Raw genomic sequence first — 13,211 nt, 5'->3', positions numbered from 1 at the left:
CCCCTGCACGGCGTAGAGAGCCGTGGCCCTCCGAGAGGTTTGCGGCGTGTCGCGGTGTCCCGGCGCCGGGACACCGCGACACGCCGCAAACCGGGGGGCCGTTTCCTTTCACGATCTCCGCGCGTCAGGGGCGGCAGCTCAGCTGGTGATGTCCTTGCGGGTGAAGCGCCAGAAGGCCAGCGCCCAGAAGACCGTCGCGTAGCTCACTGCCGAGATCGCGCCCCGCACCACGTCGTCGGTCTGCATCGGGGTGGAGAGCAACCCCAGCCAGGCGGTGCTGTAGTGGGTCGGCAGGAAGGAACGCAGCGCACCGAGCGCGGTGATCTGGTCCAGGATGCTGGACAGGATCCACAGCAACACCGCGCCCCCGACCGCGCCGAGCGCGGCGTCCGTGATCACCGACAGCAGGAACGCCAGCCCGGCCACCACCAGCAGTACGACCGCCAGGTAGCCGAGCACCGCCAGCAGCCGCAACACCCCCTCGCCCGGCGTCAGCTCGGCGGCCACCTGGCTGGACAGCGGCGCCCAGCCGTACCGCAGGGTGCCGGCCAGCAGGGCCGTGCCGGCGAGCAGCAGCAGGGCCAACACCGAGTACGCGAGCGCGACCAGCAACTTCACCGTGAGCAGCCGAGCCCGGGGCACCGGCACGGCCAGCAGGTAACGCAGGCTGCCCCAGCTCGCCTCGCTGGCCACGGTGTCCCCGCAGAACAGGGCCACCACCACGACCAGCAGGAAGGACGCCGAGACCAGGATCGAGAAGAGGGTGAAGTTCAACCCGCCCGAGGTGGCCAGGTCGGCCAGGCTGGAGAACTCACCCTGCCCGTCCCGGTCGTCGTCGCCGGAGCCGAACTGGAACGCGACCAGAATGATCAACGGCAGCAGCACCATGAACCCGAGCGCCAGCTGGGTACGCCGCCGCGACGCCTGCCGACGGAACTCGGCCACGAACGGCATGGTCGCCGACGGGCGGTAACCGGCCGCCGCCCCGCCCCGGACGACCGTGCCCGTCGCCCCGGCCCGCCCGGTCACCCCGGCCGAACCCGCGCCCGAAGTCGTCTCGACAGTAGAGTCGGCCATCACCGGTCCCCGCTTCCCCGAGAGTTCTCGCCCACCAGGGCGAGGAACGCGTCCTCCAGGCGACGCCGCGGCACCACCCGGTCCACCCCCACGCCGGCCCGCACCAGCTCGGCCACCACCTCGCTGCGCGCGGTGCCGTTGGTGTCCACCACCAGCTGGCCGTCGCCGTCGGGCAGCACCCGGACCCCGTCGAGCCGGCCGAGCACCTCCCGGGCCGCGGTTGGGTCGGACACCTCGAACAGCACGCTCGGCGAATCGCCGACGATCTCCCCGACCAGGCCGGACGCCACGATCCTCCCCTTGTTGACCACCACCGCGTGCGTGCAGGTCTGCTCCACCTCGGCGAGCAGGTGGCTGGAGACCAGCACGGCCCGGCCGTCGGTGGCGTACCGCTGGAGCACCCGGCGCATCTCGGCGATCTGCGGGGGGTCCAGACCGTCGGTCGGCTCGTCGAGCACCAGCAGCTCCGGCAGGCCGAGCATCGCCTGCGCGATGGCCAGCCGCTGCCGCATGCCGTGGCTGTAGTTCTTCGTCCGCCGGTGCACCGACGCGCCCAGGCCGGCGATCTCCAGCGCCTCGTCGAAGTGCGCGTCCTCCCACGGCCGCCCGGTGGCCCGCCAGTACGCCTTCAGGTTCTCAAAACCGGACAGGTGGGGCAGGAAGCCGGGCCCCTCCACCAGCGCGCCGATCCGCGACAGCACCGGCGACCCGGGCACCAACCGGTGCCCGAAGACGTAGATCTCGCCGGCGGTCGGCTGGGTCAACCCCATCAGCACCCGCAGCGTGGTGGTCTTGCCGGCGCCGTTCGGCCCGAGCAGGCCGACCACCTGGCCGGGGTGCACCTCGAAGTCCACCCGGGACACGGCGACGAAGCCGTCGGCGTACTCCTTGCGCAGCTCACGGACGGCGAGCGGGACGCCCGCGTACTCCGGGTGCACGGAGTCGTCCTGGCGGCGGTGCCGGCGGCGGGCGACCGCGACGACCACCACGAGCCCGACCGCGATGGCGGCGAGCAGCCCGAGCAGCACCCAGCGCCAGACGGTGGCGGAGGTGGGGATCGGCGCGGCGTCCACGGTCGGCAGCGCCAGCGGCGCGTCGCCCGCGGCGATGGTGTACACGGCCGGCTCCACGGGCGTGGCGTACGCCTGGTCGGAGGTGGCGACGACGAGCCGCAGCCGGTGCCCGGCCTCGATCCGGCGGACGATCGCCGGCAGGGTGACCTGGACCGGTCGCGCGGCGTCGATGCTCGCCGGCAGGCCGGTGAGCCGGACCGGGGCGACCAGCCCGGAGGGGAGGGTGGCCGCGCCGTTCGGGCCGACGTCGTAGAGCTTGACGAAGAGCACGGCCTCGCCGGTCGGCGAGGCCGCCCGGATCGAGACGGTGGGCGCGCCGACCACGTCGACCGCCTCGTCCAGTGGCGCGGACTCGAAGCGGGCGTGCTGGCCGGGGATGTCGCCGGCCACCCCGTCGAGCAGCGAGCTGAGCGCCCCGGCGAACGGCACCGCGGAGATCGCGGCCGGGTTGCCGGCGGGCGGGTTGGCGACCGGCTGGGCCGGACCGGCCACCGCCACCTCCCGGCGGGCCTGACCGGCGAGGCCCGGGTAGTCGGTGGTGCGGTACCCGGTGGCCACCAGCCCCCGGTCGAGCGCGTCGAAGCCGGCGATCCGGGAGAAGGTGAAGTCGTCACCGGGTGCCTCCCCCTCGCCCTTGACGTAGTGGTCGAGCCACTGCGCGGTGAGGAACTTCACCCGGTCGGAGTCGCTGGTCGGCCCCGCGCCGCCGTCGTGGCCGCCGGTGAACCAGGCGACCCGCACCGGGGTGCCGGCGGCGGCGATACCGCGCGCGTTCGCGTCCGCCTCGGTCAGCGGGAAGAGGGTGTCCGCCTCGCCCTGCACCAGCAGGGTCGGCGCCTTGATCCGGTCGAGCACGCCGGCCGGAGAGGAGCGGCGCAGCAGGTCCACGGCGGCCTGGTCGGCTCGGCCGGTGGTGGCGATCCGCAGGTACGCGGCGCAGACGTCCGCGGCGAACCGCCCGCAGGACGGGTCGACGGCCCCGGCGGGGGACCGCCCCGCGCCGGTCTCCGACCCCACCCCGGGTGCCGGCCCGGACGGGCTGGGCGACGCGGGGAGCCCCTCCGGCGGGACGGCGGTAGCGCCGGAGATCCCGGCCGGGCCGGCGCCGACGCTTCCGCCACCGCCGAAGAAGATGCCGGCCCAGCCCTTCTTGAACACGCCCTCGGTGGCCGGCCGGCCGGTGTTCTCCGGAAGGAAGGCCCGGGACAGGTCGTTCCAGGTGATCATCGGGACGATCGCGTCGACCCGCTGGTCCTGGGCGGCCAGCAGCAGGGCGAGGCCGCCGCCGTACGAGCCGCCGACCACACCGACCCGGGGGTCGCCGGCGGCGTCGGTCCGGATCTCCGGCCGCGCGGCGAGCCGGTCCAACAGCCGCTGCGCGTCCCGTACCTCGTAGTCGGGGTGGTCAAGGTGGATCTGCCCGCCGCTGCGGCCGAAGCCGCGCGCCGTCCAGGTCAGCACGGCATAGCCCCGGGTGACCAGGTCCTCGGCGTCGGTGCGGACGGATTCCTTCGTGCCGCCGAAGCCGTGCGCCAGGAGCACCGCCGGCACCGGATCGTCGGCCGAGGCGCCGTCGGGCAGCCAGAGCGTCGTGTCCAGCGCGACCGGCTCGCCACCGCGCGGTCCGGACTGGACGGTCACCATGGCTGACTCGGTACGGAAGTTGGGCCGATCCGGTCGGGCCGCCCAGGCCACGGCGGCGGCCAGCAGCACGACGGCGGTCGACGCGGCAACGATCCGGCGTCGGCTGCCCAGGATGCGCTTCAGCCGCACGGCCGACAGCGGTGATGTCATGCGGCAACGGTACGGCGGGGTTCCTGAGCGTTGGCTGGGATCCTCCATCCGGCAGGCTCGTGCCGTCCAATCGACGCTACGGCATGGTCGACCGACTCGCGTCCAGACAATTCCCAGCCCAATGACTTCGGATCGCGGGAATTTCGACTATCGCCCGAATTCCCCGCAGACCCCATCAGGACACCAAGCACCTCTTTGCCAGAAGTGACCGGTCGACCAACACTCGGTGACATCGCGGACTATGACGTGAAAAGGACAGTGGACCGATGGCACCGCCGACGACCCGGTCAGATACTTTTCCGGTCCGGTGCACGGGACTGCGTCGGCGACCCCCAGCACCGGACAGGAGACACCCGCTCGTCGCCGGAGGAGACCCACCCCATGACAGTCCCCACCCAGCGGGTCCGTCGACGACCCTCCGTCCCGGGCCGCCTGCTGCCGCTGGTACTCGTCCTGGCGCTGCTGGCGCCGGTGGCGGCGCTTTTCGTCCAGGCCTACGGGCGCACCGGAGACGACCGGGACCTCGCCACCCGGGAACGACTCGGCATCGAGTACCTGCGCGTGCTCGCCCCGGTCACCGAGGCGCTGGTCGAGGCCCAGTCCGCCGCCGTCGCCGGCCGACCCGCCTCCCCCGAGTCGCTCGACCGGGCGGTCGAGCGGGTTACCCAGGTCGACCTGCGCATCGGTGGCGAGCTGCGGAGCCAGGAACGGTGGTCGGGCCTGCGCGCCAAACTGGAGGCGCTGCCCGAGAAGAGGCTCACCGACCGGGAGGCCGCCTACACCGCGTACAGCGAGGTCACCGACCTGCTGCTGGCCCTGTACCGCAAGGTGCGGGAGAGTTCCGGGCTGGTGCGCGACCCGGAAGAGGACTCGTTCTTCCTCCAGGACGGCGTCGGTCGTGACCTGCCGACCGCGCTGGTCGCCGCCGGCCGCCTCGCCGACCTCACCGTCCTGGCCGCCACCCGCCCCGCCAGTCAGGCCACCCGCACCCTCGGCGAGCTGGCCGAGGCACGGATCATCGCCCTCGGCGCCGCGTCCGACCTGGTCGCTGACCTGCGCGCGGCGGTGGGCAACTCGGAGCGCACGGATCTCGGCGCCACGGTGCTCGCCCCGCTCGACACCTACCAGCGGGCCGTCGAGGCGCTCGCCGCATACTCCGCGCCCGAGCCCGGCTCCCGCACCAGCCTCGCCGACCCGGCCCAGGTCGGCGCCGCCCGCGCCAACGCCCAGTCCGCCGCCCGGCAACTCCAGCCGGTCATCCTCGACCAGCTCGACGCGCAGCTGGTCGACCGGATCGACGGGTACGACCGGGAGCGGTGGATCGCCGCCGGCAGCGCCGCCGTGGCGGCGCTGCTCGTGCTGATCCTGATCCGCGTGCTGGTGGGCGCGTTCCGCCGGGCGCGGCGGCGGGATGCCGAGTCCCGCCTCGGCACCGAAGCGGGGCCCGGTGGGCAGCCGGGCACGGGCTCCGGCTGGCAGCCGTCCACCGGCCCTCGCGCCTCCGGCACGGCCGGAGCCCTGGCGTCGCGCGGCCTGAGCCCCGAGGACCATCGGCTACTCCAACCCACCGGGCTGGGCCAGCACGGCGGCACCGACCCGTGGGAGACCTCCGATGCTGCTCGGTAAGCTCCGGATCCGGGGCAAGTTGGCGGTCCTGGTGATCATCCCGCTACTGAGCATGGTCGGGTTGGCCGTGCCGGTGGTGCTCGACCGGGTGTCGGAGGCCCGGCGGGCCACCGACACCTCCGAGGCCGTCCGGCTCGCCAACCGGGTCGGTAGCCTGGTCCAGGATCTGCAACAGGAACGCTTCCTCTCCGTCGGGCTGCTGCTCGGTCGGGTGTCCCGCAGCGAGCTGGTGCAGAAGTCGGCGGCGGTGGACGACCAGGTCGCCGACCTCCACGCCGAACTGGGCGACCAACTCTCGGCCGACCTCCGCGCCGCCCTGGACGGGGTCCGCAGGCTCGCCGAACTGCGTCCCCACGTGCTCACCGGGTCCACGAGCCCGAGTCAGGTCATGGAGGCGTTCGGCCCGATCAACATGGCGCTGATCGAGGCGCTGCGGCTGCCGTTTCGGGCCGACACCGACACCTCGGTCGGGCGGCAGGTCGTCGCGCTCGACGGGCTGATGCGCGCCGACGAGAGGCTGGGCGTGGCCGCCGCCCTGATCGTGCTGGTCAAGGCCACCTCGGACCCGAGGATCGCGGCCGCGTACGTCGCCAACATGGCCGCGCTCCAGGTGGACAGCCAGCGGTTCCGTCGCATGATCACCGCCGAGCAGTACAAGCTGGCGTTGCTCAACGACGCGGCGGTGGCCGCCCGGGGCAGCCCCACCTTCCAGTCCGACAGCGCCCGCGACCCGATCGCCGCCGTCCGGCACGTGCCGCTGGACGTGATGTTCCCCTCGGCCCGCTCGATGATCACCTTCGGGCAGTTCGTGGAGAAGAAGATCGCCGCCGACGTGATCGAGCAGACCCGCGCCGAACGGCAACGGGCACTGGCCGTGGCCTGGCTGGTGGGCGGCACCGCCGCCCTGGTGCTGCTGACCGTGGTGTTGCTGAGCATGGCCGTGGCCCGCACTGTCGCCCGGCCGCTGACCCGGCTCACCCGCTCCGCCGACCGGGTCGCCCGGGTCGCCGAGGCCGAGCTGACCCAGGTGGCCGACGACGAGTTCGACAGCGCCCCGCCGGTACGTCTCGACCCGGTCGACGTCCGCGCCCAGGACGAGATCGGCGATCTGGCCCGCGCCTTCGAACGGGTGCAGAACACCGCCGCCCGGTTGGTGGAGCGGCAGGTGGCCGGCCGACGCAACGTGGCCCAGATGTTCGGCCACGTGGGACGCCGTACCCAGAACCTGGTCGGCCGGCAGATCGCGCTCATCGACCGGCTGGAACGGCAGGAGACCGACCCCGGTCGGCTGGAACACCTCTACCGGCTGGACCACATCTCCAGCCGCCTGCGCCGCAGCGCGGGCAGCCTGATGGTGCTCTCCGGCGGCACCGGCGACGACGGCCACGTCGCCCCGGTGCCGCTGGCCGACGTGGTGCGGCTGGCGCTGGGAGAGATCGAGGACTACACCCGGGTGGACGTACGGGTGCCATCCGGGGTGTCCGCGGCGCCCGCGATCGTGGGCGACCTGGTGCTGGCGCTGGCCGAGCTGATGGAGAACGCCACCGTGTTCTCGCCACCGCACACCCGGGTGACGGTGTCCGGCGAGGTGACCGGGATCGGCGCCCTGCTCGCCGTGGCGGACGGCGGCATCGGCATGACCGAGGAGCGGCTGGCCGAGGAGAATGCCCGGTTGGCCCGTCGGGAGCGGCTGGACCTGGCTCCGACCGAGGTGCTCGGCCTCTTCGTGGTCGGCCGGCTGGCCCGCCGGCACGGCTGGTCGGTCGAGCTGACCCACACTCCCGGGGGCGGGGTGACCGCCCGGCTGGAGATACCGCAGTCGCTGCTGGTGCTGCGCCGGCCCGACCGGGTGGGCGTGACCTCCGCGCAGGCCGCCGTGCCGACGAGAGACCGGCGCACGCCGGGGGCGATCGAGCCGGCCCGGTCGGGTCGTGAGCTGTCCGCCGCGCCGCCGGCCCGGCCGGTCGGCACGCCCGCGCCCGCCTTCGATCCCGCGTTGCTGACCCGGGCCACCCACAGTATGGCCTCCGCGCGGTCCTGGGACGCCTTCGGCGCGGGCACCGGGGCGACCCCGGCCGGGACGACCACGTCCCCGCCGACCGGCCGGCAGGGCGGCGAGCCGACGGCCGCGCCCGACGAGACGATCACCCTCCTGCCGACCGGTCAGCCGGTCCAGCAGGCCGACGAGCCGACGGCCACCTCCGGCGGGACGACCGCGTGGTGGTTCGCGGGCCCGGACGCACCGGTGGCCGGTCACCATCCGGTTGCCCTGATCCCGCCGCACCCCGCGCCGCTGGTCCCGACGGCCACCGCGCCGCCGGTCCCGCCGCACCCCGCGCCGTCGGCGCCGGCCGGGCCGCCGGTCGGCTCGGACGCACCCGCCGGAGCACCCACAATCCGGCAGCGGGTGCCGGGGGCGAGTCTGCTGCCGGCCGGGCCGACGGCTGGCCCGGCCGACGCTGCCAGCGCCGACCCGGAGGCCGCACGGGCCCTGGTCGAGCAGTTCCAGTCGGGGGTACGCCGGGCCGAGCAGACCCACCCCGGACCGCCGGCCGGCGCGGGCACGAACCCGCCACGGCTCGCCCGGCGGGTCCCCGGAGCGAGCCTGGCCGGCGCACAGCCGCGGATCGCGCCGGCTGTCGCGCGGCCCCAGGATCCGAATGAGGTCCGCGACCGCATCGCGGAGTTCGAGGCGGGCGTCGCCCGCGCTCTGCGCCACGTCAGTACCGAACACCGCCCCAACCAAGAAGGATCATCACGGTGACCAGCCCGTACCTGCACGAGAACGTCGACCGCGCGCCCGGCCCGCAGCTCAGCCCGGAGGCGCGTACCTTCAACTGGCTGCTGGACTCGTTCACCTCCAGCACCGCCGGGGTGCTGGAGGCGATCGCCGTTTCGTCGGACGGTCTCCTGATGGCGATGTCGGCGATCAAGGACCGCTCCAACGCCGAACGCCTCGCCGCGGTGGTATCCGGAATGACGAGCCTGGCCAGCGGCGCGGCGAGCTGGTACGCCCTCGGCGGTCTGAATCGGGTGATCGTCGACATGGCCGACGGGTACCTGCTGATCAGCGCGATCAGCGCCGGCTCGGTGCTCGGCGTCGTCGCCGACCGGACGGCCAACCTGGGCACCGTGGCGTACGAGATGACTCTCTTCGCCGGACGGGCCGGCGGCGCGCTCACACCCAGACTGATCGCCGAGTTGAAGAACGCCGTACAGCAATGACTCGGCAGGCCGCCGGCGGGGAACCGGATCCGGAACCGCTGGTCCGGATCCGGCCCTACCTGCGGACGCCGGAGCCGCCCGGTGAGCACGCCCGGGCGGCGACGCCGACGCCCGAACCGAACGCCGACCGGCCGGCCGGGCCCCGCCCGTTCGTGCTCACCGCCGGGCGGGTCGCGGGCGCCGACCCGGCGATCGGCCTGGAGACCCAGGTGACCGCACGCCGTGGGGACGGCTCGCCGACTGCCGGCCTGGCCCCGGAACTTAGGGCGATCATCGCGCTCTGCGCCGAGCCGACCTCGGTCGCGGAGATATCCGCCCGGGCACGGCTGCACTTCGGCGTGACCCGGGTCCTGGTCGGCGACCTCCGGGCCGCCGGTCACCTCGACGTGCACGTCGGGGAAGTCGAGGACATCCCCGAACCCGACCTCATCCTGCGAGTGATTGATGGACTCCGTGCGATCTCCTGACTGGCCGGTCACCCCGCTGGGCGGGCTCGCCGCCAACAGCGCCTCCGCCCGCTACGGTCCCCCGTTGGGCGGAGCGGCCCCCGACGCGCCCTCGGCGCACGCGACCCCACCACCACCGCACCGGCCCGCAGCGCCGCCACCGCCGTACCGGCCCCCGGTGCCACCGGCCGCCGTGCCGCCGCCGACCCCACGGTCCGGGACCGGCCGACCACCGGTCCCGGTGAAGATCCTCATCGCCGGGGGCTTCGGGGTCGGCAAGACCACCACGGTCGGCGCGATCTCCGAGATCGCCCCGCTGACCACCGAGGCGGAGATGACCAGCGCCGGAGTCGGGGTGGACGACGCGGGTGGCCGGAGCACGAAGACCACCACCACGGTGGCGTTGGACTTCGGCTGCGTCACCATCGACCGCAGCCTGAAGCTCTACCTGTTCGGCACGCCCGGTCAGGACCGTTTCGGGTTCATGTGGGACGACCTGGCCCGGGGCGCGCTCGGCGCGCTCGTGGTGGTGGACAGTGCCCGGCTGGACGACGGCTATCCGGCGATCGACTACCTGGAGCGGGCCGGGCTGCCGTTCGCGGTCGGCGTCAACGCCTTCGACGGCCGGATCGCCCACGACCTGCGCGCCATCCGCTGGGCGCTGGCCATCGGCGACCACGTGCCGCTGGTCCGGTTCGACGCCCGGGACCGGCTGTCGGTACGCGACGCCCTGCTGGTCCTCCTCGACCGGGCGCTGGACCGGGCGATCAGCGTGAGGCGCACCTGAACCATTCGTCGCCGCGACCCGTTCTCCAGCAGAGAGGGGGACGTGATGAGAAATGGTCTGAACGAGACACTGGCTCGGATGGCCCGCCGGGAGGAGGCGTTGCGACGCCGGGCGGGGGACCCGGGCGACGACCCGGGCCGGAGTCCGTCGCCCGCCGCCTCGGCGGCGGCGGGGCGGGGTGGGCGTCCCGCCGGCCCCGGGCCGGGTGAGCTGACCGGCGACGGCCGGCCGGGCCCCGATCGGGACCCGGTTCGGGACGCCGTCGAGGCGGTCCGCCGGGTGGTGGACGCCCACCCTGGTCTCTCCGTGACGCTGCGGGTGGAGTACGAGGGACGGACGTTCCCGTTGCGGGTCGAGTGGACGGGAAGCGGCGCGACGGTCGGACCGGACCATCCGGCCCCGCCCCCGCCGGCGTGGCCGGTGTCGGGGCGTAGGGTGCCCGCCTGGGCACCCGCCACGGACGGGCTCACCGACGACTCGGCGGCCCGCCTGGCCGAGATGATCCGCCACGATCCGTCGCTGCTGACCGGCGACAGGTGAGGACGGGCCGGGGCATGTCCCGGCCCGCTAGTGTCGGGCGGTGGCCGAACCGGAGCTGACCCTCACCGCGAGCCTGCGTCCCGCCGCGCTGGACGCCCGACGGGGCGTCGTCCGGCTGCACCCGGAGGTGCTGACCGCGCTCGCGCTGCGCCCCGGCGACCCGGTGCGACTGGCGGGCCGGCGGGTGAGCGCGGGGATCGTCGCGCCCGCCGAGCCGGGTGCGAGCACCGCGCTGCTCTACGCCGACGACCTGGTCCTGGGCAACCTGGCGCTGCGCGACGGCGGGCAGGTGACGGTCTCCCCCGTTCCGGTGACCCAGGCCCGGCGGGTGACTCTGACCGGCCCGGTGCCGGTCGTCGCGGCGGTGGCGCCGCAGATGCTCCGGCTGGCCCTGCTCGGCAAGATGGTCACCCCCGGCGACGACGTCTCCCTCCTGCCGCAGGATGTGCTTCCCGACGCCTCCGCACGCGCCCTGGTGGCGGCCGCCCGCCGCAGCCTGGCCGACACCGTCGGGTACGCCTGGACGAGCACCCTGCTCACCGTCGTCGAGGCCGAGCCGGCCGACGGCGCGCTGGTCACGATGGACACCGTGGTCGGCTGGGAACACGACACCACCGAAGCCGGCCCGACCGAAGCCGGCCCGACCGAAGCCGGCCCGGCCGAAGCCGGCCCGGCCGAAGCCGGCCCGACCGGAGCCGGCCCGACCGGAGCCGGCCTGACCGGAGCCGGCCCCGTGGGAGTGGGCACCGCCGACGACGCGCCACGGGTGGACGAGCTGCCCGGGCTCCGTGCCCAGGCGGAGGAACTCACCGAGCTGCTCGACCTCGGCTTCCACCACCGTGAGGTGCTGGGCCGGCTGGGCACCACCGTCTCGCTGGGCGTACTGGTCAGCGGGCCGGCCGGGTCGGGTAAGTCGGCGCTGGTCCGGGCCGTCGCCGCGACCGTCGGCGCCCGGGTTCGCCGGCTCTGGGCCCCTGAGCTGGCCGCGCTCACCAACGACGCGGCGGCCCGCCGGCTGCGCGAAGCAGCCGCCGGGGTACGCGCCGAAGGGCCGGCCGTGCTGCTGGTCACCGACGTGGAGGCGCTGGCCCCGGCCGACGACGCCGGTCCGCTGGCCACCGTGTTCCGGCAGGTGCTCGCCGAGACCGTCCGGTCCGGCGCGGCGGTAATCTGCACCACCTCCCGCCCCGAGGCGGTCGACCCCGCACTGCGAGCCCCGGATCTGCTCTCCCTGCGGATCACCGTGCCACTGCCCGACCCGGCGCTGCGCCGCGAGCAGCTGAACGTGCTGACCCGACAGGTGCCGATGGCCGAGGACGTCCGCCTCGACGAGGTGGCCGGGCGGACCCCGGGATTCGTGGCGGCGGACCTGGCGGCGCTGGTGCGGGAGGCCGGTATGCGTGCGGCGCTGCGGCAGAAGTCGGCGCGGACGCCGACGGTGGCGATGGCCGACTTCACCGCCGCGCTGGAGGTGGTCCGGCCCACCTCGATGGCGGCCTCCACCCTGGAGCGGGCCTCGGTCACCCTGGACGACGTCGGCGACCTGGTCGAGGTGAAGAAGACCCTCACCGAGTCGGTGCTGTGGCCGCTGACCTACCCGGACACCTTCGCCCGGCTGGGCGTGCAGCCGCCCCGGGGTGTGCTGCTCTACGGCCCGCCCGGCTGCGGCAAGACCTACCTGGTGACCGCGCTGGCCGGATCCGGCCGGGCGAACGTGCTGTCGGTCAAGGGCGCGGAACTGCTCTCCAAGTGGGTGGGTGAGAGCGAGCGGGCCGTCCGGGAACTGTTCCGCCGCGCCCGCGAGGCCGCGCCCACCCTGGTCTTCCTCGACGAGGTGGACGCCCTGGCCCCGGTACGCGGCCAGGCGACCGACGGGGGCACCACCGATCGGGTGGTCGCCGCGCTGCTGACCGAGCTGGACGGGATGGAGGCGCTGCGGCACGTGGTGGTGGTCGGCGCGACCAACCGGCCCGATCTGGTTGACCCGGCGCTGCTGCGCCCCGGCCGGCTGGAACGGCTGGTCTATGTGCCGCCGCCGGACGGACCGGCCCGCGCGGAGATCCTGCGTGCCGCGTCCCGGATGGTGCCGCTCGCCGAGGACGTCGACCTGGGCGCGCTCGGCGAGGAGCTGACCGGTTTCTCGGCGGCGGACTGCGCGGCGCTGGTGCGGGAGGCGGCGCTGGCGGCCATGCGGGAGTCGCTGACCGCGTCCACCGTCACCGCCGTCCACGTGGCGACCGCCCGCCGTCGGGTCCGCCCCTCCCTCGACCCCGCCCAGGTCGCCTGGCTGGCCGCCTACGCCTCCACCCATCAATCCTGACCCCAGCCATCCGCCCGCGCGGTGGTGGGACGGGTCGCCATCGGCCGTTGCCTGGTCGGCGAGCGCCAGAGTGGCTTGACGTCGCCCCGACCCACTGACGAGGGCGCTGGATCCAGCCGGCGCGGTGGGTCAGAGGGCCGGCGGGGTGGCGTCCAGAGAGATTTCCGCGCGTACCGCGTCGCCGTTGTCGAACAGTTTCGCTCCGCACCTACGAAGCACTTTCACGGCACCCGCGTTGTCCCGGGTGGTGTCGGCGACGACGGCGTGCATGCCGGCCGCCGCGGCGGCGTCCAGCAACTCCCGCAGCGCGGCCACCCCGATGC

At 74.5% G+C, this 13,211-nt stretch carries 10 protein-coding genes; 7 read left to right on the top strand and 3 right to left on the bottom strand.

Features of this window, described 5'->3' with window-relative positions:
* Positions 1-138 precede the first annotated feature (138 nt).
* Together E1193_RS23350 and E1193_RS23345 are read right to left on the bottom strand one after the other, a co-directional pair.
* Complete coding sequence (locus E1193_RS23350) at positions 139-1,077, bottom strand: ABC transporter permease (RefSeq protein WP_132185329.1); 939 nt, start codon at positions 1,075-1,077, stop codon at positions 139-141.
* The gene (locus tag E1193_RS23345) at positions 1,077-3,944 is read right to left on the bottom strand and encodes an alpha/beta fold hydrolase (RefSeq protein WP_132185328.1); all 2,868 of its coding nucleotides are present in this window, start codon (positions 3,942-3,944) and stop codon (positions 1,077-1,079) included. The genes E1193_RS23350 and E1193_RS23345 overlap by 1 nt, the downstream gene beginning before the upstream one ends.
* 381 nt (positions 3,945-4,325) lie before the next feature.
* Here E1193_RS23345 and E1193_RS23340 point away from each other — a divergent pair, with 381 nt between their 5' ends.
* From E1193_RS23340 to E1193_RS23310, 7 genes are read left to right on the top strand one after another with little or no spacing between them, the layout of a single operon-like run.
* The gene (locus tag E1193_RS23340; RefSeq protein ID WP_132185327.1) at positions 4,326-5,570 is read left to right on the top strand and encodes a hypothetical protein; all 1,245 of its coding nucleotides are present in this window, start codon (positions 4,326-4,328) and stop codon (positions 5,568-5,570) included.
* The gene (locus E1193_RS23335; protein ID WP_132185326.1) at positions 5,557-8,334 is read left to right on the top strand and encodes a nitrate- and nitrite sensing domain-containing protein; all 2,778 of its coding nucleotides are present in this window, start codon (positions 5,557-5,559) and stop codon (positions 8,332-8,334) included. The genes E1193_RS23340 and E1193_RS23335 overlap by 14 nt, the downstream gene beginning before the upstream one ends.
* Complete coding sequence (locus E1193_RS23330) at positions 8,331-8,795, top strand: roadblock/LC7 domain-containing protein (RefSeq protein ID WP_132185325.1); 465 nt, start codon at positions 8,331-8,333, stop codon at positions 8,793-8,795. Before E1193_RS23335 ends, E1193_RS23330 begins: the two co-directional genes overlap by 4 nt.
* On the top strand, positions 8,792-9,262 hold the full coding sequence (locus E1193_RS23325) for a DUF742 domain-containing protein (protein ID WP_132185324.1): 471 nt from the start codon (positions 8,792-8,794) through the stop codon (positions 9,260-9,262). The genes E1193_RS23330 and E1193_RS23325 overlap by 4 nt, the downstream gene beginning before the upstream one ends.
* Entirely contained in the window at positions 9,240-10,028 is a 789-nt protein-coding gene (locus E1193_RS23320) for an ATP/GTP-binding protein (RefSeq protein WP_207922818.1), read from the top strand. The genes E1193_RS23325 and E1193_RS23320 overlap by 23 nt, the downstream gene beginning before the upstream one ends.
* A 45-nt stretch (positions 10,029-10,073) precedes the next feature.
* Positions 10,074-10,568: a hypothetical protein gene (locus E1193_RS23315; RefSeq protein WP_132185323.1), complete on the top strand. Its 495-nt coding sequence runs from the start codon at positions 10,074-10,076 to the stop codon at positions 10,566-10,568.
* 40 nt (positions 10,569-10,608) lie between these two features.
* Positions 10,609-12,888 (top strand): AAA family ATPase, encoded by a 2,280-nt coding sequence (locus tag E1193_RS23310; protein WP_132185322.1) that lies wholly within the window; start codon positions 10,609-10,611, stop codon positions 12,886-12,888.
* 129 nt (positions 12,889-13,017) lie between these two features.
* On the opposite strand, the gene E1193_RS23305 is transcribed toward E1193_RS23310, so the two are convergent.
* A partial coding sequence (locus E1193_RS23305; RefSeq protein ID WP_347877043.1) for a GNAT family N-acetyltransferase occupies positions 13,018-13,211 on the bottom strand: 194 nt, incomplete at its 5' end.

Origin of the sequence: Micromonospora sp. KC606 (assembly GCF_004348675.1) — a bacterium.
Classification (GTDB): Bacteria; Actinomycetota; Actinomycetes; order Mycobacteriales; family Micromonosporaceae; genus Micromonospora.
The sequence above is the reverse complement of the archived record's forward strand: the minus strand, read 5'-3'. Positions and strand labels throughout refer to the sequence as shown.

Excerpts from the sequence above, each read along its gene's own strand:
- E1193_RS23350 (WP_132185329.1), bottom strand. The coding sequence starts at position 1,077 with ATGGCCGACTCTACTGTCGAGACGACTTCGGGCGCGGGTTCGGCCGGG.
- E1193_RS23345 (WP_132185328.1), bottom strand. The coding sequence starts at position 3,944 with ATGACATCACCGCTGTCGGCCGTGCGGCTGAAGCGCATCCTGGGCAGC.
- E1193_RS23320 (WP_207922818.1), top strand. The coding sequence starts at position 9,240 with ATGGACTCCGTGCGATCTCCTGACTGGCCGGTCACCCCGCTGGGCGGG.
- E1193_RS23335 (WP_132185326.1), top strand. The coding sequence starts at position 5,557 with ATGCTGCTCGGTAAGCTCCGGATCCGGGGCAAGTTGGCGGTCCTGGTG.
- E1193_RS23315 (WP_132185323.1), top strand. The coding sequence starts at position 10,074 with ATGAGAAATGGTCTGAACGAGACACTGGCTCGGATGGCCCGCCGGGAG.
- E1193_RS23325 (WP_132185324.1), top strand. The coding sequence starts at position 8,792 with ATGACTCGGCAGGCCGCCGGCGGGGAACCGGATCCGGAACCGCTGGTC.
- E1193_RS23340 (WP_132185327.1), top strand. The coding sequence starts at position 4,326 with ATGACAGTCCCCACCCAGCGGGTCCGTCGACGACCCTCCGTCCCGGGC.